The organism is Neisseria blantyrii (assembly GCF_962747855.1).
Classification (GTDB): Bacteria; Pseudomonadota; Gammaproteobacteria; order Burkholderiales; family Neisseriaceae; genus Neisseria; species Neisseria viridiae.
Genome location: NZ_CAUIZY010000007.1, coordinates 52,232 through 74,375 on the forward strand (window position 1 = coordinate 52,232; position 22,144 = coordinate 74,375).

The window sequence follows — 22,144 nt, forward strand, 5'->3', positions numbered from 1 at the left end:
TGCAGACATGACAAAGTCTGAGTTAATGGTTCGCCTGGCAGAAGTATTTGCCGCCAAAAACGGCACGCATCTTCAGGCAAAAGACGTAGAGTACAGCGTAAAAGTCCTGGTTGACACCATGACCCGATCGCTTGCCCGAGGTCAACGCATCGAAATTCGCGGTTTCGGCAGCTTCGATTTGAACCATCGTCCTGCCCGCATCGGTCGCAATCCCAAAACCGGCGAGCGTGTGGAAGTACCTGAAAAACATGTACCCCACTTCAAGCCCGGTAAAGAATTGCGCGAACGGGTCGACTTGGCTTTAAAAGAAAATGCCAATTAAACCTTAGCATCAAAACGCCGCTTCCAAGCGGCGTTTTTTTCTGTGGTTTAACTTCATCCGCTGCTTCAATACCTTGAGCCAAGCAAGCAACGGATTAGAGCGTGGATTTTTTTATCATTGCTTACAATCCGCTTTTTAAACAACAAATTGTTGATTTCTATTACGAACAGGACAAAAATCCTGCTTATTGCACTAAAACTAAGCCGTTTCAGGAATTTGCGGCAAATTTACGGCTTTTACCGAACCTAATGCTTTCGCTTTTTGGTAAAACGCTAATTTGTATTCAAGCAAATCTAAATAGCGTTTTAATTCGGCAATTTGACACTTCACATTTTCTATTTGATTTTCAAACAAAGAAAGGCGTTCTTCAATGGTATTGTCGCCAATGACGGTACATTCCGCAAAGCGTTTGATGTCTTTTAAACTCATTCCCGTATTTTTCAAGCATTGCAATAAGCCCAACCATTGCAAATCGTTATCGGTAAAACAGCGGTTACCATATTCATCACGTCCGATATTAGGCAACAAGCCTTCTTTGTCGTAAAAACGTAGGGTGTGGGCGGAGATGCCTATTTTTTTCGGCAGCTTTGGCAGTGGTATAAGTCATTTTCCCTCCCTCTAAACAAAAAACAATAAAAAACACTTGCCTTAGAGTGAACTCTAAAGTGTAAACTGTTGCTATGTTGCTCAGGCAAGGCTGTTTTGTCAATGAATTAAGAGGAAAGGCAATGAAAATGAAACAAACCGATTCAACCATCAAATCTCGTGCGGCGGTGGCATTCGCACCAAATCAACCCTTACAAATTGTGGAAATCGACGTAGAAATGCCACGCAAAGGCGAGGTGTTAATTCGTAACACGCACACGGGGGTGTGCCATACTGATGCATTTACGTTATCAGGAAGCGATCCTGAAGGCGTATTCCCTGTGGTGCTTGGACACGAAGGTGCGGGTGTGGTTGTTGCGGTTGGCGAAGGTGTGTCAAGCGTAAAACCGGGCGATCACGTCATTCCTCTTTATACCGCTGAATGTGGCGAATGTGAGTTTTGCCGTTCAGGCAAAACCAACTTATGCGTTGCGGTACGTGAGACGCAAGGTAAAGGTTTAATGCCGGACGGCACGACGCGTTTTTCTTATCAAGGTCAGCCGATCTATCACTATATGGGCTGTTCGACTTTCAGTGAATACTCAGTTGTTGCCGAAGTTTCACTGGCGAAAATCAACCCGGAAGCGAACCACGAACAAGTATGCTTACTCGGCTGCGGCGTTACCACAGGTATTGGTGCGGTACATAACACAGCAAAAGTGCAAGAAGGCGACTCTGTTGCCGTGTTTGGCTTGGGGGCAATTGGTTTAGCGGTGGTGCAAGGTGCACGTCAAGCCAAAGCCGGCCGCATTATCGCTATTGATACCAATCCCGCAAAATTCGAGTTGGCAAAACAGTTTGGTGCAACGGATTGTTTGAATCCGAACGATTACGATAAACCGATCAAAGATGTGTTGTTAGACATCAACAAATGGGGCATAGACCATACCTTTGAATGTATCGGCAATGTAAATGTAATGCGTCAGGCATTAGAAAGCGCACACCGTGGCTGGGGACAATCCATTATTATCGGCGTAGCGGGTGCAGGACAAGAAATTTCAACGCGTCCGTTCCAGTTGGTAACCGGCCGTGTTTGGAAAGGCACGGCATTTGGCGGCGTGAAAGGCCGTTCCGAGCTTCCGAAAATGGTGGAAGATTCAATGAAAGGCGACATTGAGTTAGAACCGTTTGTAACCCACACAATGACACTTGATCAAATCAATGAAGCCTTTGATTTAATGCACGAAGGTAAATCGATCCGCGCTGTTATTCATTACTAAGGTACGCGATGAAACTGATTGAACAACATCAAATTTTTGGTGGTTTGCAACAAGTTTGGGCACACCATGCCCAAACACTTCAATGTGAAATGAAATTTGCCGTTTATTTGCCAAATAACCCGGAAAATCGACCGCTTGGTGTGATTTATTGGCTTTCCGGCTTGACGTGTACGGAACAAAATTTCATTACCAAATCAGGCTTCCAGCGTTATGCGGCAGAACATCAAGTGATTGTGGTTGCGCCTGATACCAGCCCTCGCGGAGAGCAAGTGCCGAACGATGATGCTTATGATTTGGGGCAAGGTGCAGGCTTTTATTTGAATGCGACCGAACAGCCTTGGGCAGCGAATTATCAAATGTATGATTACATTTTGAACGAGTTGCCCCGTCTGATTGAGGAACATTTTCCTACCAACGGCAAATGTTCCATTATGGGACACTCAATGGGCGGACACGGCGCATTGGTATTGGCATTGCGAAACCGGGAACGTTATCAAAGTGTTTCTGCCTTTTCGCCCATTTTGTCGCCAAGCCTCGTACCGTGGGGAGAAAAAGCCTTTACTGCTTATTTAGGGAAAGACCGTGAAAAATGGCAGCAATATGATGCTAACTCACTCATCCAACAAGGCTATAAGGTGCAAGGTATACGTATCGATCAGGGCTTGGAAGATGAGTTTTTGCCGACACAATTGTGTACCGAAAATTTTATTGAAACCTGCCGTGCGGCAAATCAATCAGTCGATGTGCGCTTCCACAAAGGATACGATCACAGCTATTACTTCATCGCCAGTTTTATTGGCGAGCATATTGCTTATCACGCCGCATTTTTGAAGTAAACCGAAGAGCGGTCAGTATTCAAAGCAGTTTGGGATAGCCGGCACGAGGAATAGGAAGTGCCGGCATAAACGTATGCCGTCTGAACCAGAAGGAGCTGACCCTACGGATTACCAAACCCTGCCCTTGATTTGATTAGTATGATTTTTGAGCTTAAACCCCGATTGGTCAAACATTAAAATCACCCGTATTTCCTACTTCACTTCCAGGCTTCGTATTATTCGTTGCCGAATTTGCATAAGCAGCCTGTTCCTGTTGTGTTTTCGCCTCCTCTAAGCTGACGGGGCGTAACAGCTTCGCGATTCATCATCTGTTTCATCTGTCCTCCTTCAATATTAAAACGCAGCCTGAAATAAAAGGCATTTGGGCTCATATCTGCACCATATTGAAACGCCGCCTTTGCTTATACCTCCCTTGTGCGTGTCATTATTCTTTTCCACGGAAAACGCCAAGTTTGAAGGAAATCATTTATAATACCGACGGTAAGCATTTTCTTTCTTAGCCGCAAGAAGTATAACAAGGTTAAATATGAGTAATAGAGACCAACTTTTTAAAGCCCCGCCGTTTGAAAACCACAGCCCGCTGACCTGGTATCAAGCCGCCTCACAACTGCCCAACTTTATCCGCGACGACGCACAGGCTGCCGCCATCGAACACCTCGATCGGCTTTGGACCGAATTGATGATGTTCAAACGCAAAAGAAACCGTTTTTTAGGCAGGAGTTTGCGTTCCCCGCAAGTCCCCAAAGGGCTTTATTTCTATGGCGGGGTCGGACGCGGCAAAAGCTTTCTGATGGACGCTTTTTTCGGCTGCCTCCCTTACCGCCGCAAACGCCGCGTCCACTTTCATGCCTTTATGGCAGAAATCCACCGGCGGCTGAAAGCCCTGAAAAGCGAAAGCAACCCGTTGAAATCCGTTGCCGCCGAGATTGCCAAAGAAACCCGCGTATTGTGTTTTGACGAATTTCATGTCAGCGATATTGCGGATGCAATGATTTTAGGCCGTCTGCTGGAAAACCTGCTTAACGAGGGCGTTGTTTTGGTGGCGACTTCAAACTACGCGCCTTCCGAACTCTACCCGCAAGGTCAAAACCGGAGCAGTTTTCTTCCCACAATCGCGCTCATCGAGTCCAGCCTGACCGTCTTAAACGTTGACGGAGGGGAAGACTACCGGCTGCGTACCCTCCGCCCCGCCGAGATTTTCTTTACACCTGCCAATGAAGAAAATGAGGCAAAACTGGCAAAACTGTTCAAAGAAATGACAGGCATTACCGATTTGAACCCCGGCATCAGCACCATCCACGGTCGGGAGATTCCCCACAAAGCCGAGTCCGGCCGTGCCATATGGTTTGATTTCCGCGCACTGTGCTTCGGTCCCCGCTCGCAGTCCGACTATCTGTATTTGGCCGAACATTATGAAATGGTTTTTATTTCAGGTTTGGAACAACTCTCACCGCAAGAAAAGGCAGAGGCGCGGCGGCTGACTTGGCTGATTGACGTGCTCTACGATTTCCGGGTCAAACTGTGTGCCACCGGCGCGGTAGATGTCAACCATATCTACACGGAAGGCGATTTTGCCGAAGAATTTACCCGCACCGCCAGCCGGATGGTCGAAATGCAGTCCGAAGTTTATTTGGAACAGCCGCACCTGACCCTGTCTCCCAAGGCTTCAGGCGGATAAGTTATTTTTTGGTAGAATACCGATTTGATTCTTCTTAAGTAAAAATAAGGATATAGCATGGCGATTGAACGCACCGTTTCCATCATCAAACCCGATGCCGTCGGCAAAAACGTTATCGGCAAAATATACAGCCGCTTTGAGGAGAACGGTCTGAAAATCGTTGCCGCCAAAATGAAGCAGCTTACCCTCCAAGAGGCGCAAGAATTTTATGCGGTTCACAAAGACCGCCCCTTCTACGCCGGATTGGTTGAATTTATGACCGGCGGCCCGGTTATGATTCAAGTACTGGAAGGCGAAAACGCCGTTCTGAAAAACCGCGAACTGATGGGGGCGACCAATCCCGCCGAAGCCGCCGAAGGCACAATACGCGCGGACTTTGCCACATCAGTCAGCATTAACGCCGTACACGGTTCCGACAGCGTGGAAAATGCCGCTTTGGAAATTGCCTACTTTTTCAGCCAAACCGAAATCTGCCCCCGTTGATACAATACACCGCACAACTCCTCTTCAGACGGCATAAAATATATCCATGCCGTCTGAAAACCCTGTTGCAAAAGGCTTCAAATCAAACTTGCCTGCCCTGCAATTTTTTATTTGAAGCCTTAATTTAAGAAAAACACAAACACATGAAAACCAATCTGCTCAACTACGACCTTCAAGGGCTGACCCGACATTTTGCCGATATGGGCGAAAAACCTTTCCGTGCCAAACAGGTTATGCGTTGGATGCACCAATCCGGCGCGCAAAATTTTGACGAAATGACCGATTTGGCAAAATCCCTGCGCCATAAACTGAACGAACAGGCAAGCATCGAAATTCCCAAGCTGATGATGTCTCAAGAATCTTCAGACGGCACTCGAAAATGGCTTTTGGATGTCGGGACGGGCAACGGCGTGGAAACCGTCTTCATCCCCGAATCGGATCGCGGCACGCTCTGCATTTCCTCGCAAGTCGGCTGCGCTTTAGAATGTACATTTTGCTCGACCGGCCGGCAGGGCTTCAACCGCAATTTGACCGCTGCCGAAATTATCGGGCAATTGTGGTGGGCAAACAAAGCGATGGGCGTTACACCGAAAAACGAACGCGTAATTTCCAATGTAGTGATGATGGGTATGGGCGAGCCGATGGCGAACTTCGACAATGTCGTTACCGCCTTGAGCATCATGCTGGACGACCACGGATACGGTTTGAGCCGCCGCCGCGTAACGGTTTCTACTTCGGGTATGGTTCCCCAAATGGACAGGTTGCGCGATGTCATGCCGGTGGCTTTGGCGGTTTCCCTCCACGCTTCCAATGACGAAGTCCGCAACCAAATCGTACCGCTGAACAAAAAATATCCCTTGAAAGAACTGATGGCGGCATGCCAACGCTATCTGGTCAAAGCACCCAGGGATTTCATCACTTTCGAATACGTTATGTTGGACGGAATAAACGATAAGGCGCAACATGCGCGCGAACTGATCGAACTGGTCAAAGATGTTCCCTGCAAGTTCAATCTGATTCCGTTCAATCCCTTCCCAAACTCCGGATACGAACGCTCCAGCAATGAGAACATCCGTGTGTTCCGCGATATTTTGCAGCAGGCAGGATTTGTCGTTACCGTACGAAAAACGCGCGGCGACGACATCGATGCCGCCTGCGGACAGCTGGCAGGTCAAGTTCGGGATAAAACGCGCCGCCAACAAAAATGGCAGCAGATTTTAATCGGACAACAGGGGTAATTATGCCTTTTAAGCCATCCAAACGAATCTCTTTATTGCTTGTCCTTGCCTTGGGCGCGTGCAGCACTTCCTACCGCCCCTCGCGGGCAGAAAAAGCCAATCAGGTTTCCAATATCAAAACCCAGTTGGCAATGGAATATATGCGCGGTCAGGACTACCGTCAGGCAACGGCAAGTATTGAAGATGCCTTGAAATCGGACCCTAAAAACGAGCTTGCCTGGCTGGTTCGTGCCGAAATCTATCAATACCTGAAAGTTAACGACAAGGCGCAGGAAAGTTTCCGGCAAGCCCTCTCCATCAAACCCGACAGTGCCGAAATCAACAACAACTACGGCTGGTTCCTATGCGGCAGGCTCAACCGCCCTGCCGAATCTATGGCATATTTCGACAAAGCCCTGGCCGACCCCACCTACCCGACCCCTTATATAGCCAACCTGAATAAAGGCATATGCAGTGCCAAACAGGGGCAATTCGGATTGGCGGAAGCCTATTTGGAACGCTCGCTCGCCTCGCAGCCGCAGTTCCCCCCCGCATTTAAAGAACTGGCGCGCACCAAAATGCTGGCCGGGCAGTTGGGCGATGCCGATTACTACTTTAAAAAATACCAAAGCAGGGTAGAAGTCCTTCAGGCCGATGATTTGCTGCTTGGCTGGAAAATTGCCAAAGCCCTCGGCAACGCGCAGGCGGCATACGAATATGAAGCACAATTGCAGGCAAATTTCCCCTACTCGGAAGAATTGCAAACCGTCCTCACCGGTCAATAAACAGATTCAAACCATATGAACACACTCCAACGCCGCAGGACGCATCAAGTCCGCATCGATCATATTACCGTCGGTTCAGAAGCACCCGTCGTTATCCAATCTATGACCAACACCGACACTGCCGATGCAAAAGCCACCGCATTGCAGATTAAGGAATTGAGCGACGCTGGCTCGGAAATGGTGCGGATCACCGTCAACAGCCCCGAAGCCGCGTCCAAAGTTGCCGAAATCCGCCGCCGCTTGGACGATATGGGCTATGCCACACCACTGATTGGCGATTTCCATTTCAACGGCGAACGCCTGTTGGCGGAATTTCCCGAATGCGGCAAAGCATTGTCCAAATACCGCATCAATCCCGGCAATGTCGGCAAAGGCGTAAAAGGCGATGAAAAATTTGCCTTTATGATTCGGACTGCTGCTGAAAACGATAAAGCCGTCCGCATCGGCGTAAACTGGGGTTCTTTGGATCAGAGCCTCGCCAAACGCATGATGGATGCCAACCTTGCTTCTTCCGCCCCTAAACCGCCCGAAGAAGTGATGAAGGAAGCACTGATTGTCTCCGCTTTGGAATCTGCCGAAAAAGCCGTTCTATTGGGACTGCCCGAAGACAAAATTATCCTGTCGTGCAAAGTCAGCGCGGTTCAAGACCTGATTCAGGTTTACCGCGAACTGGGCAGCCGTTGCGCCTATCCGCTGCATTTGGGTTTGACCGAAGCCGGTATGGGCAGCAAAGGCATTGTCGCATCAACAGCGGCATTATCCGTCTTGCTTCAAGAAGGAATCGGCGACACCATCCGCATTTCACTCACTCCGGAGCCGGGCAGCCCGCGTACTCAGGAGGTCGTCGTCGGGCAAGAGATTTTACAGACTATGGGATTGCGTTCGTTTACGCCGATGGTTACCGCCTGCCCGGGATGCGGGCGCACCACCAGTACCGTTTTTCAAGAACTGGCTCAAGATGTGCAAAACTACCTGCGACAAAAAATGACCGTATGGCGCACTGCTTATCCCGGCGTGGAATCCCTGAATGTTGCCGTGATGGGCTGCGTCGTCAACGGTCCCGGAGAAAGCAAATTGGCCGACATCGGCATCAGCCTGCCCGGTACGGGGGAAACACCCGTCGCGCCGGTTTATGTAGATGGTGAACGTAAAGTAACGCTGAAAGGCGACAACATTGCAACGGAATTTTTGGCTATTGTTGAAGAGTATGTCAAAACCAACTACGGCGAAAACGGCTCCAAACGCAACCAGAACAAAATCATCCCGATACAGTCCCTATAAGACAAATGCCGTCTGAACTGTTTTCAGACGGCATTTGTCTACTTCACAAGGTTTAAAGCTGCAAAGAAGCGCGGTTTTCCAAAACTTGGTCAATCAAACCATATTCTTTTGCCTCTTCGGCAGACATGAAATTATCACGGTCGGTGTCGCGCTCCAAATCTGCCAAATCGCGGCCGCAGTGTTTCGCCATCAGGCGGTTGAGTTTTTCTTTGATTTTCAACAACTCGCGTGCGTGAATTTCAATGTCGGATGCCTGACCGCCCAAGCCACCGCTGATTAAAGGCTGGTGAATCATAATCCGGCTGTTGGGCAGGGCGAAACGTTTGCCTTTTTCGCCTGCCGAGAGCAGGAATGCGCCCATGCTTGCCGCTTGTCCCAAGCACAAAGTGGAGACGTTGGGCTTGATGAAATTCATGGTGTCGTAAATCGACATGCCTGCCGTTACCGAGCCGCCGGGGGAATTGATGTAGAAGAAAATATCTTTGTCCGGATTTTCACTTTCCAAAAACAACAGCTGGGCAACCACCAAATTGGCAGACTCGTCGGTTACCGGACCGACCAAAAATACGATGCGCTCTTTCAAAAGGCGTGAGTAGATGTCGAATGCGCGCTCGCCACGACCGCTTTGTTCGATAACGGTAGGGACAAGGTAATTATTGAAATCGAAGGACATTTTTGTCTCCTGTTAATGATGGAAAAGCACCAAAGCCATTTAAAGCGCTTCGGTGCTTTTGATTGTCTGTTTCAGATGGCCTTAGAGCAATTAAGCTTGTGCGCCCATTACTTCGTCAAAAGACAGCGCTTTTTCAGTTACTTTAGCTTTGCCCAAAACGAAATCAACGACGTTGCTTTCTACTGCCAAAGAAGTCGGGGCTTGCAGGCGGGAAGGCTCTGCGTAGTACCAGTCGATTACTTCTTGAGGATCTTCGTAGCTTTCTGCGAAGTTGGCGACAACGGCTTTGATTTGCTCTTCAGTCGGTTCCAGTTTGTTTTCGTCAACCAGTTTGGCCAAAATCAGACCCAAAGATACGCGGCGTTCGGCTTGTTCTTTGAACATATCCAAAGGCAAATCCAAGTTCGCGGCATCGGCCATACCTTGGTTAACGAAGTTTTGTTTCATTTCGTTTGCCAAACGGGCGGCTTCTTCATTGACCAAAGCAACCGGAACTTTCAACTCTACGGCTTTAATCAGCGCGTTCATTACGGATTCTTTGGTTTGTTCATTTACGCGGCGTTCCACTTCGCGGCTTACGTTTTTCCTCACTTCTTCGCGCATTTTGGCAACGTCGCCATCGGCAATACCCAATGCTTTGGCGAAGTCGGCATCCACTTCGGGCAGAGTGGGTTCGGATACGTTGTTCAATGTGATGCTGAAGACAGCGGATTTACCGGCAACGTCTTTACCGTGGTAGTCTTCAGGGAAGTTGACGGTAACGTCTTTGCCCTCGCCTGCCTTCATGCCGACTACGCCGGCTTCAAATTCAGGCAGCATTTGACCTGCGCCCAATACGAAGGCGTAGTTTTTGGATGCGCCGCCGGCAAAAGGTTCGCCGTCGATTTTACCTTCAAAGTCGATGATGACGCGGTCGCCGTTTCGGGCTTCGCGTTCGACATGGTTGAAGCGTGTGCGTTGTTTTCGCAGGATTTCTACGGTTTGATCCACTTCGGCATCGCCGACGGAAGCGGTTACTTTTTCGACCTCTTGTGCAGACAAATCGCCGATAACGACTTCGGGGAACACTTCAAAAATGGCGGCAACTTTGAAAGACTCTTTATCGTCTTGTTCTTCAACGCCTTCGAAACGCGGATAGCCTGCCACTTTCAACTCTTGGGCAACGGCAACATCGTAGAAACGGCGTTGGACCAGCTCGTTGATCACGTCGTTTTGCGTGCTTGCACCGTACATTTGGGCAATCATTTTTAAAGGTGCCTTGCCCGGACGGAAACCGTCGATTTTGGCACGGCGTTGGGTTTGTTTCAGTTTTTTATCGGTTTCTGCGTTGATTTCGGACCAAGGCAGGGACAACACTACTTTGCGTTCCAGATTTTCTAAAGTTTCAACAGTTACGCTCATCATAAGCCCTTAAATTTGTTGTGTTGATAAAATGACACCCCTTCCCGGCAACGGAAGACCGGCGCACGGCAGATACTGGGATTTGAACCGCCTTGCCGCAAAGGGAAAATTTTAGCTGGCAAGTATATCACAATGTCTCGCCTGAAACATAATATGCCGTCTGAAACGTCAATTCCGCCGTTCAGACGGCATTTTGCGACACGGGCTACAAATGATCCTTACGCGCCAAAATTTTACGGCTGCCGTTCAAATCGGTCGGCGAAACCACACCCGCATTTTCCAGTGCCTCCATCAGGTTTGCCGCGCGGTTATAGCCGATACGCAACTGCCGCTGCAAAGACGAAATGGAAGTTTTTTTGCTTTCCAAAACATAGGCGACTGCCTGATCGAACAATTCGTCGCTGTCTGCATTGGGGCTGACGATATTTGCCGTTTCCTGTGCCGCTTCGCCTGTAAGCAACCCTTCTACATAATTTGCCGGCGCCTGCTCCTTGACGAAAGCGACGACGCGGTGGACTTCATCATCGGAAACGAACGCACCTTGCAGGCGGGTCGGTTCGGCACTGCCCGGTTGCAGGAACAGGGAGTCGCCGTATTTCAGCAGTTCGTCCGCGCCTATTTGATCGAGGATGGTTCGGCTGTCGATTTTGCTTTGCACGGTAAACGCCATACGGGTCGGGATGTTGGCTTTAATCAGGCCGGTAACGACATCGACACTGGGACGTTGGGTGGCGACAATCATATGGATACCGGCGGCGCGTGCTTTTTGGGCGAGGCGGGCGATTTGTTGCTCGACGGCTTTGCGTTCGGTCATCATCAGGTCTGCCAACTCGTCGATAACAACCACAATCATTGGCAGTTTTTCCAGAGGTTCGGGTTCGTCGGGGGTCAGGCTGAACGGATTGAGCAGCGGCTTTCCTGCCGTTTTGGCTTGTTCGACTTTTTGGTTGAAGCCTTCCAAGTTGCGTACACCCGCATGTGAGAGCAGGCGGTAGCGTTTTTCCATTTCGGCGACGCACCAGTTCAACGCCTGTCCCGCTTCGCGCATATCGGTTACAACCGGACAGAGCAAGTGCGGAATGCCGTCGTAAATTCTCAACTCAAGCATTTTCGGGTCAATCATGATAAAGCGGACTTCCTCGGGCGTAGCTTTGAAAAGCATAGACATAATCATGCCGTTCACGCCGACGGACTTGCCCGAACCGGTCATACCGGCAACCAAAAGGTGCGGCATTTTCGCCAAGTCGCCAACGACGGGCGTACCGGCGATGTCTTTGCCCAGCGCGACGGTCAGCTTGGATTTGGCTTCGGCAAACACGGGCGAGGACAAGATTTCGCTCAACATCACGTCTTGGCGTTTGTCGTTGGGCAACTCGATGCCCATCGTGTTTTTCCCGGCGATGGTTTCGACGATACGCACGGATTGCAGCGACATCGAGCGCGCCAAATCTTTCGACAAGGCGACAATTTGACTGCCTTTGACACCTTGCGCGGGTTCGATTTCGTAGCGCGTGATGACGGGACCGGATGTGGCGGATACGACTTGTACGCCGATGCCGAATTCTGCCAGTTTGGATTCGATCAGTTCGGCTGTATTTTCCAATTCGGCGGGATTGATGCTGACCGGCTCGCTGTCGGGAATCCGCAACAGGTTCAATGCAGGCTTGTGGTATTCGCCGTTCTGCTGTACTTCATTGTCTTCAAACAGCGAAGGTTGGATTTTAGGCGGCTGCGCAACGGAAACCGCGACGGATTTGCGGTTGCTGCTGCTGCCTTCGAGGGGAATAACAGGTTTGGCGGTGATGTTTTTGGCTTCTTTCACCATGCGCCGTGTGTTTTGGGTATCGACACCGTCTGTTTTGGTATTCGGCCGGCGTTTTCCCAAAGCCATGACCTTGCCGGATAAGGCACTCAGCCGGTTTTGAACCGCCCTGCCCGTACCGTTCAAAAATTCCAGCCATGAAATCTGCACCAGCAGGGACAACGACAACAGCAGAACAACCAGGATAATCAGCAGGCTGCCCGATTTCCCCAGCAGCCACGCAAACACTGCGCCGACGCGTATGCCGACCATACCGCCGGCTCCGACAGGCAGGGAGTCGGCATATTTTCCGCCCAGCACAAAATACTCCAAGACGGGGCTGAAGACCGTCAGGACAAACAGCGCGGCGGCAGCGATTTTGTGGTTGTATGCCTCGTTTTCCGTCTGTTTTGCGTGCAGACGGAAATTTTTATACAGCACGACGCAGGCAGCCGCTATCCACCACCAGAACGACCAGCCGAAAAGATAATAGCCGACATCGGCAATATACGCGCCGAACAGTCCGCCCCAATTGGCGGCATCTCCGGCAAACGGCGAACTGTGCGACCAAGACGGATCGCCCATATCGAAACTGATCAGGGAAATCGCCAGATACAGGGTTGCCGCCAAACCCATCAGCCACAGCGCGTCGGCAATCAGGTTGACGACATGTTCGGGACGCGCCTTTTTGGCTTCGGTTTTCTGCAGCTCTTTGACCGCCTTGAGCCGCTCGGAAACTTTATTGCCCCGCGCGCCGTTGTCGGCTTTCTTGTTGCGCGCGGACGTTGGGGACGGGCTTCCCGCCCTGCCTTTTACTGTTTTTTTATGGGATTTTTCTGTCATGCCGTATTACCGGAAAATGCCGTCTGAAATAAGGGTCGGGACGGCTTGCGGATTGAATATGGAAAGTGTCGGATTATACTCCATTTCTCCTGCTTTCATCCTGCAACAGGCAGACGTTGCCTTTCAGACGGCATATCTGTTGCCCGACGTATGTATTTTTACGCAGACCCTCGGCAAACCAGTATAATCCGTGCCGTTTGAACCGACTGAAAGAAAATGGTATGAACCAACTGAAACTTGCCGTTTCCGGTGCGCAGATTTTATTTGTGGCATTCGGCGCAATGGTACTGGTTCCCCTGCTGACCGGTCTGAATCCGGCTCTTGCGCTTTTGGGCGCAGGCTTGGGAACACTGCTGTTCCAAATCACAACCAAACGCAAAGTGCCGATTTTTCTCGGTTCTTCGTTTGCCTTTATCGCACCGATCATCTACTCCGTCGGCGAATGGGGGCTGCCTTCCACCATGTTCGGACTGTTTGCCGCCGGCTTTATGTATTTTGTGTTTGCCGCGCTGATCCGTTGGCGCGGACTGGCGGCGGTACACAAACTGCTGCCGCCGGTCGTCATCGGCCCCGTCATCATGGTTATCGGCCTGTCTGTTGCCGTGGCGGCAAGCAGCATGGCAATGGGTCAGGCGGACGGCAAACAGGTCATCGACTATACCGATTCGCTGATTCTTTCCGGCTTTACCTTTGCCGTTACCGCCATCGTATCGGTTTTCGGCAGCAGGATGATGAAGCTGATTCCCATCTTGATCGGTGTCGCTTCGGGTTATGTTTTGGCACTGCTGATGGGGCTGGTGGACACGGCAAGCATTGCACACGCGCCCTGGTTCGCCGTTCCCCATTTTGAAACGCCGCAAGTCAACTGGCAGGCGGCACTGTTTATGCTGCCCGTTGCCGTCGCCCCCGCCATCGAACACATCGGCGGCATTATGGCAATCGGCAATGTGACGGGGAAAGACTATACGAAAGACCCGGGCTTGGACAAAACCCTTGCGGGCGACGGCTTGGGCGTGTGCCTTGCGGGTCTGATTGGCGGCCCGCCGGTTACAACCTACGGCGAAGTAACGGGTGCGGTGATGATTACCAAAAACAGCAACCCCGTCATCATGACTTGGGCGGCGGTTTTTGCCGTCTGTATGGCGTTTTTCGGCAAATTCAATGCGTTTTTGGCCTCCATCCCGATGCCCGTGATGGGCGGCATTATGCTGCTGCTGTTCGGTACGATTGCTTCTTTAGGCATCAAAACCCTGATTGATGCCAAAGTCGATTTGATGCTGCCGAAAAACCTGGTCATCGTCAGCTCGGTACTGACCACGGGCATCGGCGGCATGACGCTCAAATTGGGCAGTTTCAGCTTTGCGGGGGTAGGTTTGTGCGCCGTACTCGCCATTGTGTTGAACAGCCTGCTGCCCGATTCAAAAGAATCCTGACCGCTGATATGGAAATGCCGTCTGAACATCTTTCAGACGGCATTTTCCGTTTTATTTGAGATTTTGAATCAAAGAGCGCACAGTCCCGCCGTAATAAGAAGAAGACGTGCAATACACTGTTTCCAAAGCACATTGCCCCTGAACGCCGTATTTTTTGATGCACTGGTTGAGTGCGACCTGATGGACGCTTGTAAACCGTGGCGAGGTAATCACGACGGCGTTGTCGGCACGCAGCGCACCTTCGGCTTTCGGATATGCCAACGCAACACAGGTATTGCTCAAGGATACGACAGAGCGGCATCCGGTCGGCTCGTCTTCGGCAATGCCCGCAAGCGTGTCTTGACCTTTGCAAAAGGCCTCCAACTCGGCAAACGCTTCGCTTTTCGTCGAATCTTCTTTTGTGGTTTTAACCTGCAAAACATCGTTTGCATCCTGCGGATTCTGCCAAACGGCGAGATAGCCGTAAGTATCGGCAGCCCGTGCCGCCGCAGTCATCAGGCAGAGTACAGATACTGCCACCATCCTTTTTATCATCATAAACTCCTGACGGTTCGTCCAAATTCTGTCGCATTATAAACAAAAAGACAGAATACATCCCTGCTTTGCCGGTTTAGCCTTCCGAAACGGATTGCCGTTTACGGCAGGCATCCGCATACCGCACGCCCCATGTATACCCCATAATAACACTTCAAATGCCGTCTGAAAAAGCGTTCAAGAGGCATAACACTAAAAAAGGAATACATCATGAAAAATGTCAGATAAACCTACCGTAACGACAGGCAACACCGGGTAGGCGACGGCTTCCCTGTCCGGTCTCTGTTTTCCCACATGGGCGACGACAGGGGAACGAATCCGTTTTTAATGCTCGACTATGTCGTACCTTATGAACTTGCACCCAATCCGAACCGCCCCCCGAGGTGTCTCCCCCCCCACAAAGATTTTAAAACCGTAACCATCGCCTATCGCGGCGAAGCCGCACACCGCGACTCAAGCGGCTGAGGCGGTGTGCAATGGATGACTGCCGATTCCGGCATCATCCATGAAGAATTCCATTCCGAACGCTTCAACAAAACAGGCGGGCTTTTTGAAATGGTACAGCTTGGGGTCAATCTGCCCACCGATACAAGAACACTCCGCCCCGCTACCTACACCTTGCCAAAGCCGCCATTCCCGTTGCTGCGATTCCCGAAGGTGCAGGAAGTTTGCGGCTGATCGCCGGAAAATACGAGGAAGAAAAAGGAACAGCCAAAACCTTTACGGAAATGAACGTTTGGGACATCGCCATTCATGCAGATAAGGAAACCGCTTTGGCCGTCCCCGAAACACACAACCTGTCTCAAGATTGCCAAGTTTCGGATTCAGCGAAATTTCGATATGATCTGCCTTCTCTTCGACACGGATGTTGCCTCTGCCGTCTGAAGCCACCTTAACCGATTTTCCGGGTGAACCGTCCTGACCGGATTCACCTTTATCGCCCTTATCACCTTTTTTCACCCTTCAATGCAGCAGCAAAATCGGCTTCGGTTTTGCCGGTATTTCCCTACAGTTCTCTCCAAATTTCAAACGCCGACTTGCCGTCTGCACCCTCGTCGCATTTATCTCCCTTATCCCCTTTAAAATCAGGATTATTTTTCAGGTCGTCTTTACCGAGGATAACGATGGTTTTGTCGGTATCCGTTGTATCGGATTCGGTTTTCAAGCCGTCTTTAAACTCATAAAACTTGTTGAAGACGGTTTTAAAGTTGTTTTCCGTTGCCACTTCGCTGCTGCCGGCTTTCAACGTTGCCAATTCTTGAACGGCAGCATCATCAGCAGTAACGTTATTGCCGCCGATCAAATCATCTTGGGTTTGAGCCGCACTTTTCAGCAGATCGTATCCCCAAACATTACCGGCAACCGAGGTTTTGGAATGTGAACCCAACGCTGAGCCGCCTTCTGCGGTAGCGGTGCTGCCTGTGCCGAAAGCACTTGCGTGTTCGCCTCCTGCACGTGATTTGTAACCGATTGCGTTAGCAAAATCGCCTTTGTACGGGCGGATAAACCGATGGCAATGCCACCGCTTTCTTTGGTTGCTCTTGAGCTTGCACCGACAGCAGCGGCATTTTTGCCGCTGGTATTGGCACCGTTACCGACCGCTACGGCGTTTTCAGCCGAAACAGTGGCACCAGCACCCAATGCCATCGCATTGTTAGCATCTTTTGCATTGGCACTTTTACCCAATACGACGGCACTTTCCGAGTTTTTTACTTCGGAGAACGCACCTACTGCAACGCCGTTTTCAGATAAAACCGTCGACGTTGAACCGATTACCATCCCTCTGTTGGCATTTGTTGCATTTGTGCTTCGACCAAACGCAACGGCATTTTGTGAATTTTCGATTTTAGAGAGCAGACCGAATGCAACCGAATTTGTACTTTTTGTAATGGTCGCACTATTACCCAACAAAAGGCTGCTGTCAGATTTATCGTCAATGGTTGAGTTCGGAGCCAATACCGTACTTCTAATCAAGTTGGACTTGCTGACATTACCGATAGCAATGGCAAATCCGCCCGTGGCTTCTGTTTCCGCCTTTCATGCAAACATCTTATCAGAGGCTTAAACCAGCAGGGCGTATTGTTCGATAAGCGTTTGCGTTATAATCCGAACATCAATTCTCCACGTCCGTGAGACACTTCAGCTATGGAAATCCCGCCAAACACCCCGCAACGCTCCCTGCGTCAAAACAGTATCTACCTGCTGCCCAATTCCTTTACCATCGCCGCGCTGTTTTCCGCGTTTTACGCAATCACCCAATCCATGCACGGACGTTATGAAACCGCCGCTATTGCCGTATTCATTTCCATGCTTTTGGACGGTATGGACGGGCGCGTGGCGCGGCTGACCAACAGCCAAAGCGCGTTCGGGGAGCAGCTCGACAGCCTTGCCGACATGGTCAGCTTCGGTGTCGCCCCTGCGCTGATTGCCTACAAATGGCAACTTTGGCAATTCGGCAAAATCGGTTATTCCGTCGCCTTCATCTACTGCGCCTGCGCCGCCCTGCGCCTCGCCCTGTTCAACACGCTCATCGGCAAGGTGGACAAACGCTGGTTTATCGGCGTGCCCAGTCCGACTGCCGCCGCGCTGATTGTCGGGCTGATTTGGGTCAACCACAGCGTCGAAAAGTTCCCCGCCGTCCACTGGTGGGCATTGGGCATCACACTGTTTGCCGGCCTGTCGATGATTGTCCAAATCCCTTTTTGGAGTTTTAAAGAAATCAACATCCGCAGACAAGTCCCCTTTGTCGGAATGCTGCTTGCCGTCTTACTGCTGCTTCTGGTCACTTGGGAACCGTCGCTCGTCCTCTTCCTGTTCTTTCTCGGATACAGCCTGTCCGGCTACATTATGGCGGCACGCCGATTCTGGAAAAAATACAGAAAGGCGGATTAAATGTGGCATTGGGACATTATCTTAATCCTGCTTGCCGTAGGCAGTGCGGCAGGTTTTATTGCCGGTCTGTTCGGCGTAGGCGGCGGCACGCTGATTGTCCCTGTCGTTTTATGGGTACTTGATTTGCAGGGTTTGGCACAACATCCTTACGCGCAACACCTCGCCGTCGGCACATCCTTCGCCGTCATGGTCTTCACCGCCTTTTCCAGTATGTTGGGGCAGCACAAAAAACAGGCGGTCGACTGGAAAACCGTATTTGCGATGATGCCGGGTATGATATTCGGCGTATTCGCGGGCGCACTCTCCGCAAAATATATCCCCGCATTCGGGCTTCAAATTTTCTTCATCCTGTTTTTAACTGCCGTCGCATTCAAAACACTGCATACCGGCCCTCAGACGGCATCCCGCCCGCTACCCAAGCTGCCCGGACTGACTGCGGTTTCCACACTGTTCGGCGCAATGTCGAGCTGGGTCGGCATAGGCGGCGGTTCACTTTCCGTCCCCTTCTTAATCCACTGCGGCTTCCCCGCCCATAAAGCCATCGGCACATCATCCGGCCTTGCCTGGCCGATTGCACTCTCCGGCGCAATATCGTATCTGCTCAACGGCCTGAATATTGCAGGATTACCCGAAGGGTCACTGGGCTTCCTTTACCTGCCCGCCGTCGCCGTCCTCAGCGCGGCAACCATTGCCTTTGCCCCGCTCGGTGTCAAAACCGCCCACAAACTTTCTTCTGCCAAACTCAAAAAATCCTTCGGCATTATGTTGCTTTTGATTGCCGGAAAAATGCTGTACAACCTGCTTTAAAACACACGAAAAAACCTTTTTACCGTTTACACAAGCAATTAATCAGAATAAAGCTGCCCTGCCTCCTGTTCCGACAAGAGGACAGACAACCTGACCGTACGCCCGACTTTTCCCCTTAACTTCTTCTACCCACAGATTCCATTGCCTTTTTCCAAACTGCCGATTACCCCGCCTTAACGCCCGAAGGCATCGGCACATCGTCTGCCGTACCGACTCCACGCGATGCGGCTGTCTCCCAAACGGTATTTCCGCCATAATGACCGGCATACAAGCCGCAACCTTTACAATCATATAAGTTATTAAATTTTTAGGATGTATTTTGACAATCCGTTGATTTCAACTGTTTGCAAGGGAAAAAAACCATGGTTTTTCGATCAGTCAGGAAGTTATCCTATTGAATATTCCGGAACGAAGTATGCTTATCAGCAGCATATTGAAATACAGCCAAACTTTATGCCCGATACCATTTTCAAAATAAATAATTCCCTGATTTTCATAGATTTCTCAAAATCAGAAAAGTTTTTGTCAATTGAATATTTTTTAGCGCATTTTATGCGTCAAATTTCGTTAACAAACTATTTCTGCAAAGACCTCAGGCAAATAAAAACAACCGTCCCGATTTTTGCAGAACATACGGAAAACAAAACAAATGCCGTCTGAAACCACATTCCGATAATCGGCAGGGTTTCAGACGGCATTCTGATAATTTCAATTACTCAGCTGCAGCAACGACGGCAACGGTAATTTTAGCAACGGCATCAGTGTGCAAAGCCACTTCCACTTCGTACTCGCCAACGGCTTTCAGAGGACCGTTTGGCAGGCGTACATTTGCTTTCACAGCTTCGATACCGGCAGCAACGATTGCAGCTGCAATGTCAGCATTGGTAACGGAACCAAACAGACGACCGTCCACACCTGCTTTTTGGGCAACGGTAATGGTTTGGCCATCCAATTTTTCCTGACGGGCTTGGGCATCTGCCAAAATTTCAGCCTGTTTAGCTTCCAGTTCTGCGCGGCGTGCTTCAAACTCTTTCATGTTTGCTTCAGTAGCACGTTTTGCCTTACCGGCAGGAATCAAGAAGTTGCGGGCATAACCGTTTTTAACGGTTACGATGTCGCCCAAGTTGCCCAGACCGCCGATTTTTTCTAACAGAATAATTTGCATGATTCAATCTCCAAAATTATTTGTGTTGGTCGGTGTAAGGCAGCAGAGCCAGGAAGCGCGCGCGTTTTACGGCAACAGCCAATTGGCGTTGGTAGAATGCCTTCGTTCCTGTAATGCGGGCAGGAATGATTTTACCGTTTTCAGAGATAAAGTCTTTCAGCAAATCAACTTGTTTGTAATCGACTTCTTGGATTTTTTCAGCCGTAAAACGGCAGAATTTTCTACGTTTGAATGATTGACGAGCCATTGTCGTTTAACCTTTATATTCTTTAATATTTTGTATTCTGAGCATCGGCATCAGGGAACGTCTGCTTTTTTGAGCTAAAAAACCTTCGACGTTAACATATACACCTTGCCGATACTGCCACTCTTCCGCCTGCCTGCCTAAAATCCGTGCCGGAATTTCCAATTGGACAAGACATTGCTGTCCATTTTCTTTCTGCCATGATTCATGCTTTAAAATAATATCTAAGACAGAGATTCCGGCAGGCGTATATCGAATAGGGAAAGCCTTTTCAATCAACGCGGCAAGCGAAACAAGATTATCGAATCCCAATTATTGGGCAGCCGCTTCTTCAGACGCACCGCTCAGCAGGTTCTTAGCCTTTTCACCACCCAACATAGGGGATGCTTCGGTAACGGCGTGTTTGGTTTTGATGGTCAGATGACGCAATACCGCATCATTGAAACGGAACGCGGTTTCCAACTCCTCAACAACTTCAGGAGTGGTTTCGATGTTCATCAAAACATAATGTGCTTTATGGATCTTGTTAATCGGGTAAGCCAGTTGGCGGCGACCCCAATCTTCCAGACGGTGAATCTTACCGTTTGCCTCGGTAATCATGGTTTTGTAACGCTCAACCATAGCGGGCACTTGCTCGCTTTGATCAGGATGAACGATAAACACGATCTCGTAATGACGCATGTTATCTCCTTATGGATGGTAAAAACAGCCTTCTGCCATGCGAAAGCAGAAGGCAAGGTTCAAAGAACGGGCATTATATTGGGGTTTGCCGACAGAATCAAGGATTTGGTGCGAAAAACTTGCATTCCGCCGAAAATTTCGGTTTCAGACGGCATTCAAATGTTTTGGCTGCCCAACCAGCGTTCCGCGTCCAAAGCCGCCTGACAGCCGGAAGCCGCGCTGGTAATTGCCTGACGGTAGGTATGGTCTTTTACGTCGCCCGCCGCCCATACGCCTTCGATATTGGTTGCACCGACATTGTCCGCCGTACCACCTTTTGTTTTCAGGTAGCCGGCTTCGTCCATTTCCAACTGCCCTTTGAAAATATCGGTATTCGGCTTGTGCCCGATGGCGATAAAGATGCCGCTGACGGCAATTTGTTGCTCAGAACCGTCGTTGTTTTTTAATAATGCGCCGTTTACGCCCCGATCGTCGCCCAGTACTTCTTGCAGATTGCTTTCCAGCTTGAGGATGATTTTGCCCTCTTCCACGCGTTTCATCAGTTTGTCAATCATGATTTTTTCGGCACGGAACTCGCTGCGGCGGTGAATCAACGTAACGGTTTTGGCGATATTGGCAAGGTAGAGTGCCTCCTCAACTGCCGTATTGCCGCCGCCGACTACGGCAACATCTTGGTTTTTGTAGAAGAAACCGTCGCAGGTGGCGCAGGCGGAAACGCCTTTCCCTGCAAACGCTTCCTCACTCGGCAAACCAATGTATTTGGCGGACGCGCCTGTTGCGACAATCAGTGCGTCGCAAGTGTACTCGCCCATATCGCCTTTGAGTGTGAACGGGCGTTTTTGCAAATCGACGGCGTTGATTTGGTCAAAAATGATTTCTGTTCCGAAACGTTCGGCGTGGGCGAGAAACCTCGCCATCAATTCCGGCCCTTGCACGCCGTCAGCATCGGCAGGCCAGTTGTCCACTTCGGTAGTGGTCATCAGTTGCCCGCCTTGCGCGATACCTGTAATAATGACGGGGTTTAAATTGGCGCGCGCGGCATAGACGGCGGCGGTGTATCCGGCGGGGCCGGAACCCAAAATAATCAGTTTGCGGTGTTGGGACATCGTTTTTCCTTTGCTGTGTCAAGTTTTCGGATTCTACTCGAATTATCGGCGCGTTTGAGAAATTTCGACCATACCGGCGTTCAGACGGCATCCCGCA

Annotated in this window: 27 protein-coding genes and 1 pseudogene; 15 read left to right on the forward strand and 13 right to left on the reverse strand. The window is 50.2% G+C overall.

Annotated elements, in window-relative coordinates; translation table 11 throughout:
- The first annotated feature begins 7 nt into the window (after window positions 1–7).
- Entirely contained in the window at window positions 8–322 is a 315-nt protein-coding gene (locus Q9J80_RS07210) for an integration host factor subunit beta (RefSeq protein WP_301668896.1), read from the forward strand.
- A 198-nt stretch (window positions 323–520) separates the two neighbouring features.
- Here the strand turns inward: Q9J80_RS07210 and Q9J80_RS07215 are convergent.
- Window positions 521–929: pseudogene (locus Q9J80_RS07215) on the reverse strand (MerR family transcriptional regulator).
- A gap of 121 nt (window positions 930–1,050) precedes the next feature.
- On the opposite strand from Q9J80_RS07215, the gene Q9J80_RS07220 reads away from it, so the two are divergent.
- The 7 genes from Q9J80_RS07220 to ispG all read left to right on the forward strand — a co-directional run bounded on the left by Q9J80_RS07220 (window position 1,051) and on the right by ispG (window position 8,467).
- Window positions 1,051–2,187, forward strand: a complete 1,137-nt coding sequence (locus tag Q9J80_RS07220) for an S-(hydroxymethyl)glutathione dehydrogenase/class III alcohol dehydrogenase (RefSeq protein ID WP_439652350.1) — start codon at window positions 1,051–1,053, stop codon at window positions 2,185–2,187.
- Window positions 2,188–2,195: 8 nt separating this feature from the next.
- The gene (fghA, locus tag Q9J80_RS07225; RefSeq protein WP_301673219.1) at window positions 2,196–3,023 is read left to right on the forward strand and encodes an S-formylglutathione hydrolase; all 828 of its coding nucleotides are present in this window, start codon (window positions 2,196–2,198) and stop codon (window positions 3,021–3,023) included.
- 526 nt (window positions 3,024–3,549) lie between these two features.
- Window positions 3,550–4,701, forward strand: coding sequence for a cell division protein ZapE (gene zapE, locus Q9J80_RS07230; protein ID WP_117373714.1), 1,152 nt, complete (start codon window positions 3,550–3,552; stop codon window positions 4,699–4,701).
- 57 nt (window positions 4,702–4,758) lie between these two features.
- Window positions 4,759–5,184, forward strand: coding sequence for a nucleoside-diphosphate kinase (ndk, locus tag Q9J80_RS07235; protein WP_301673217.1), 426 nt, complete (start codon window positions 4,759–4,761; stop codon window positions 5,182–5,184).
- A gap of 143 nt (window positions 5,185–5,327) precedes the next feature.
- Window positions 5,328–6,422 carry a dual-specificity RNA methyltransferase RlmN gene (gene rlmN / locus Q9J80_RS07240; RefSeq protein WP_301668898.1) on the forward strand — a complete coding sequence of 365 codons (1,095 nt, stop codon included), beginning with the start codon at window positions 5,328–5,330 and terminating at the stop codon, window positions 6,420–6,422.
- Window positions 6,423–6,424: 2 nt separating this feature from the next.
- The gene (gene pilW / locus Q9J80_RS07245) at window positions 6,425–7,186 is read left to right on the forward strand and encodes a type IV pilus biogenesis/stability protein PilW (protein ID WP_301667186.1); all 762 of its coding nucleotides are present in this window, start codon (window positions 6,425–6,427) and stop codon (window positions 7,184–7,186) included.
- A gap of 15 nt (window positions 7,187–7,201) precedes the next feature.
- Complete coding sequence (gene ispG, locus Q9J80_RS07250) at window positions 7,202–8,467, forward strand: flavodoxin-dependent (E)-4-hydroxy-3-methylbut-2-enyl-diphosphate synthase (protein ID WP_118792150.1); 1,266 nt, start codon at window positions 7,202–7,204, stop codon at window positions 8,465–8,467.
- A gap of 52 nt (window positions 8,468–8,519) precedes the next feature.
- On the opposite strand, the gene clpP is transcribed toward ispG, so the two are convergent.
- From clpP to Q9J80_RS07265, 3 genes are all read right to left on the reverse strand, one after another.
- Window positions 8,520–9,140, reverse strand: a complete 621-nt coding sequence (clpP, locus tag Q9J80_RS07255; protein WP_118792151.1) for an ATP-dependent Clp endopeptidase proteolytic subunit ClpP — start codon at window positions 9,138–9,140, stop codon at window positions 8,520–8,522.
- Between the two features lie 90 nt (window positions 9,141–9,230).
- Window positions 9,231–10,541 (reverse strand): trigger factor, encoded by a 1,311-nt coding sequence (gene tig / locus Q9J80_RS07260; protein WP_301673253.1) that lies wholly within the window; start codon window positions 10,539–10,541, stop codon window positions 9,231–9,233.
- Between the two features lie 205 nt (window positions 10,542–10,746).
- Complete coding sequence (locus tag Q9J80_RS07265; protein WP_301673216.1) at window positions 10,747–13,185, reverse strand: DNA translocase FtsK; 2,439 nt, start codon at window positions 13,183–13,185, stop codon at window positions 10,747–10,749.
- 16 nt (window positions 13,186–13,201) lie between these two features.
- Here Q9J80_RS07265 and Q9J80_RS07270 point away from each other — a divergent pair, with 16 nt between their 5' ends.
- Together Q9J80_RS07270 and Q9J80_RS07275 are read left to right on the forward strand one after the other, a co-directional pair.
- On the forward strand, window positions 13,202–13,372 hold the full coding sequence (locus tag Q9J80_RS07270) for a hypothetical protein (protein ID WP_301673215.1): 171 nt from the start codon (window positions 13,202–13,204) through the stop codon (window positions 13,370–13,372).
- Between the two features lie 34 nt (window positions 13,373–13,406).
- A complete protein-coding gene (locus Q9J80_RS07275; protein WP_107818973.1) occupies window positions 13,407–14,618 on the forward strand; it encodes a uracil-xanthine permease family protein in 1,212 nt (403 codons plus the stop codon).
- 51 nt (window positions 14,619–14,669) lie between these two features.
- Here Q9J80_RS07275 and Q9J80_RS07280 read toward each other — a convergent pair whose 3' ends face one another.
- Window positions 14,670–15,152 (reverse strand): DUF4189 domain-containing protein, encoded by a 483-nt coding sequence (locus tag Q9J80_RS07280; protein ID WP_301673252.1) that lies wholly within the window; start codon window positions 15,150–15,152, stop codon window positions 14,670–14,672.
- A gap of 327 nt (window positions 15,153–15,479) precedes the next feature.
- Between Q9J80_RS07280 and Q9J80_RS07285 the strand changes: the two genes are divergently transcribed.
- The 3 genes from Q9J80_RS07285 to Q9J80_RS07295 are packed head-to-tail and all read left to right on the forward strand — an operon-like array spanning window position 15,480 to window position 16,048.
- A complete protein-coding gene (locus tag Q9J80_RS07285; protein WP_301673214.1) occupies window positions 15,480–15,617 on the forward strand; it encodes a cupin domain-containing protein in 138 nt (45 codons plus the stop codon).
- A 15-nt stretch (window positions 15,618–15,632) separates the two neighbouring features.
- Window positions 15,633–15,830, forward strand: coding sequence for a hypothetical protein (locus tag Q9J80_RS07290; protein WP_301668907.1), 198 nt, complete (start codon window positions 15,633–15,635; stop codon window positions 15,828–15,830).
- Window positions 15,821–16,048, forward strand: a complete 228-nt coding sequence (locus Q9J80_RS07295; protein ID WP_304671592.1) for a hypothetical protein — start codon at window positions 15,821–15,823, stop codon at window positions 16,046–16,048. The genes Q9J80_RS07290 and Q9J80_RS07295 overlap by 10 nt, the downstream gene beginning before the upstream one ends.
- 110 nt (window positions 16,049–16,158) lie before the next feature.
- On the opposite strand, the gene Q9J80_RS07300 is transcribed toward Q9J80_RS07295, so the two are convergent.
- Both Q9J80_RS07300 and Q9J80_RS10915 read right to left on the reverse strand, forming a co-directional pair.
- On the reverse strand, window positions 16,159–16,539 hold the full coding sequence (locus Q9J80_RS07300; RefSeq protein WP_301668909.1) for a hypothetical protein: 381 nt from the start codon (window positions 16,537–16,539) through the stop codon (window positions 16,159–16,161).
- A complete protein-coding gene (locus tag Q9J80_RS10915) occupies window positions 16,482–16,931 on the reverse strand; it encodes a hypothetical protein (protein ID WP_369422234.1) in 450 nt (149 codons plus the stop codon). Before Q9J80_RS10915 ends, Q9J80_RS07300 begins: the two co-directional genes overlap by 58 nt.
- 366 nt (window positions 16,932–17,297) lie before the next feature.
- On the opposite strand from Q9J80_RS10915, the gene pssA reads away from it, so the two are divergent.
- Window positions 17,298–18,044, forward strand: a complete 747-nt coding sequence (pssA, locus tag Q9J80_RS07310) for a CDP-diacylglycerol--serine O-phosphatidyltransferase (RefSeq protein ID WP_025458074.1) — start codon at window positions 17,298–17,300, stop codon at window positions 18,042–18,044.
- Window positions 18,045–18,851 carry a sulfite exporter TauE/SafE family protein gene (locus tag Q9J80_RS07315; RefSeq protein ID WP_061726629.1) on the forward strand — a complete coding sequence of 269 codons (807 nt, stop codon included), beginning with the start codon at window positions 18,045–18,047 and terminating at the stop codon, window positions 18,849–18,851.
- A gap of 575 nt (window positions 18,852–19,426) precedes the next feature.
- Here the strand turns inward: Q9J80_RS07315 and Q9J80_RS07320 are convergent.
- From Q9J80_RS07320 to trxB, 6 genes are all read right to left on the reverse strand, one after another.
- Entirely contained in the window at window positions 19,427–19,549 is a 123-nt protein-coding gene (locus Q9J80_RS07320; protein ID WP_239991936.1) for a universal stress protein UspA, read from the reverse strand.
- 14 nt (window positions 19,550–19,563) lie between these two features.
- Window positions 19,564–20,016 (reverse strand): 50S ribosomal protein L9, encoded by a 453-nt coding sequence (gene rplI, locus Q9J80_RS07325; RefSeq protein ID WP_301673212.1) that lies wholly within the window; start codon window positions 20,014–20,016, stop codon window positions 19,564–19,566.
- Between the two features lie 16 nt (window positions 20,017–20,032).
- The gene (gene rpsR, locus Q9J80_RS07330) at window positions 20,033–20,263 is read right to left on the reverse strand and encodes a 30S ribosomal protein S18 (protein ID WP_002213306.1); all 231 of its coding nucleotides are present in this window, start codon (window positions 20,261–20,263) and stop codon (window positions 20,033–20,035) included.
- A 6-nt stretch (window positions 20,264–20,269) separates the two neighbouring features.
- A complete protein-coding gene (priB, locus tag Q9J80_RS07335) occupies window positions 20,270–20,572 on the reverse strand; it encodes a primosomal replication protein N (RefSeq protein ID WP_301673211.1) in 303 nt (100 codons plus the stop codon).
- Window positions 20,573–20,941, reverse strand: coding sequence for a 30S ribosomal protein S6 (rpsF, locus tag Q9J80_RS07340; RefSeq protein WP_002232587.1), 369 nt, complete (start codon window positions 20,939–20,941; stop codon window positions 20,573–20,575). It lies immediately after the preceding gene.
- A gap of 155 nt (window positions 20,942–21,096) precedes the next feature.
- Window positions 21,097–22,047 carry a thioredoxin-disulfide reductase gene (gene trxB, locus Q9J80_RS07345; RefSeq protein ID WP_002239799.1) on the reverse strand — a complete coding sequence of 317 codons (951 nt, stop codon included), beginning with the start codon at window positions 22,045–22,047 and terminating at the stop codon, window positions 21,097–21,099.
- Window positions 22,048–22,144 lie beyond the last annotated feature (97 nt).

What these genes read in the sequence shown, in the direction of transcription:
- Q9J80_RS07315 (WP_061726629.1), top strand. Translation starts at nt 18,045, where the DNA reads ATGTGGCATTGGGACATTATCTTAATCCTGCTTGCCGTAGGCAGTGCG.
- Q9J80_RS07275 (WP_107818973.1), top strand. Translation starts at nt 13,407, where the DNA reads ATGAACCAACTGAAACTTGCCGTTTCCGGTGCGCAGATTTTATTTGTG.
- ispG (WP_118792150.1), top strand. Translation starts at nt 7,202, where the DNA reads ATGAACACACTCCAACGCCGCAGGACGCATCAAGTCCGCATCGATCAT.
- trxB (WP_002239799.1), bottom strand. Translation starts at nt 22,047, where the DNA reads ATGTCCCAACACCGCAAACTGATTATTTTGGGTTCCGGCCCCGCCGGA.
- rlmN (WP_301668898.1), top strand. Translation starts at nt 5,328, where the DNA reads ATGAAAACCAATCTGCTCAACTACGACCTTCAAGGGCTGACCCGACAT.
- pilW (WP_301667186.1), top strand. Translation starts at nt 6,425, where the DNA reads ATGCCTTTTAAGCCATCCAAACGAATCTCTTTATTGCTTGTCCTTGCC.
- Q9J80_RS07220 (WP_439652350.1), top strand. Translation starts at nt 1,051, where the DNA reads ATGAAAATGAAACAAACCGATTCAACCATCAAATCTCGTGCGGCGGTG.
- tig (WP_301673253.1), bottom strand. Translation starts at nt 10,541, where the DNA reads ATGAGCGTAACTGTTGAAACTTTAGAAAATCTGGAACGCAAAGTAGTG.
- Q9J80_RS07270 (WP_301673215.1), top strand. Translation starts at nt 13,202, where the DNA reads ATGCCGTCTGAAATAAGGGTCGGGACGGCTTGCGGATTGAATATGGAA.
- fghA (WP_301673219.1), top strand. Translation starts at nt 2,196, where the DNA reads ATGAAACTGATTGAACAACATCAAATTTTTGGTGGTTTGCAACAAGTT.
- rpsR (WP_002213306.1), bottom strand. Translation starts at nt 20,263, where the DNA reads ATGGCTCGTCAATCATTCAAACGTAGAAAATTCTGCCGTTTTACGGCT.
- Q9J80_RS07280 (WP_301673252.1), bottom strand. Translation starts at nt 15,152, where the DNA reads ATGATAAAAAGGATGGTGGCAGTATCTGTACTCTGCCTGATGACTGCG.
- ndk (WP_301673217.1), top strand. Translation starts at nt 4,759, where the DNA reads ATGGCGATTGAACGCACCGTTTCCATCATCAAACCCGATGCCGTCGGC.
- Q9J80_RS07285 (WP_301673214.1), top strand. Translation starts at nt 15,480, where the DNA reads ATGCTCGACTATGTCGTACCTTATGAACTTGCACCCAATCCGAACCGC.
- pssA (WP_025458074.1), top strand. Translation starts at nt 17,298, where the DNA reads ATGGAAATCCCGCCAAACACCCCGCAACGCTCCCTGCGTCAAAACAGT.
- rpsF (WP_002232587.1), bottom strand. Translation starts at nt 20,941, where the DNA reads ATGCGTCATTACGAGATCGTGTTTATCGTTCATCCTGATCAAAGCGAG.
- Q9J80_RS10915 (WP_369422234.1), bottom strand. Translation starts at nt 16,931, where the DNA reads ATGGTAATCGGTTCAACGTCGACGGTTTTATCTGAAAACGGCGTTGCA.
- zapE (WP_117373714.1), top strand. Translation starts at nt 3,550, where the DNA reads ATGAGTAATAGAGACCAACTTTTTAAAGCCCCGCCGTTTGAAAACCAC.
- Q9J80_RS07290 (WP_301668907.1), top strand. Translation starts at nt 15,633, where the DNA reads ATGACTGCCGATTCCGGCATCATCCATGAAGAATTCCATTCCGAACGC.
- clpP (WP_118792151.1), bottom strand. Translation starts at nt 9,140, where the DNA reads ATGTCCTTCGATTTCAATAATTACCTTGTCCCTACCGTTATCGAACAA.
- Q9J80_RS07210 (WP_301668896.1), top strand. Translation starts at nt 8, where the DNA reads ATGACAAAGTCTGAGTTAATGGTTCGCCTGGCAGAAGTATTTGCCGCC.
- Q9J80_RS07320 (WP_239991936.1), bottom strand. Translation starts at nt 19,549, where the DNA reads ATGCCGTCTGAAACCCTGCCGATTATCGGAATGTGGTTTCAGACGGCA.
- Q9J80_RS07265 (WP_301673216.1), bottom strand. Translation starts at nt 13,185, where the DNA reads ATGACAGAAAAATCCCATAAAAAAACAGTAAAAGGCAGGGCGGGAAGC.
- rplI (WP_301673212.1), bottom strand. Translation starts at nt 20,016, where the DNA reads ATGCAAATTATTCTGTTAGAAAAAATCGGCGGTCTGGGCAACTTGGGC.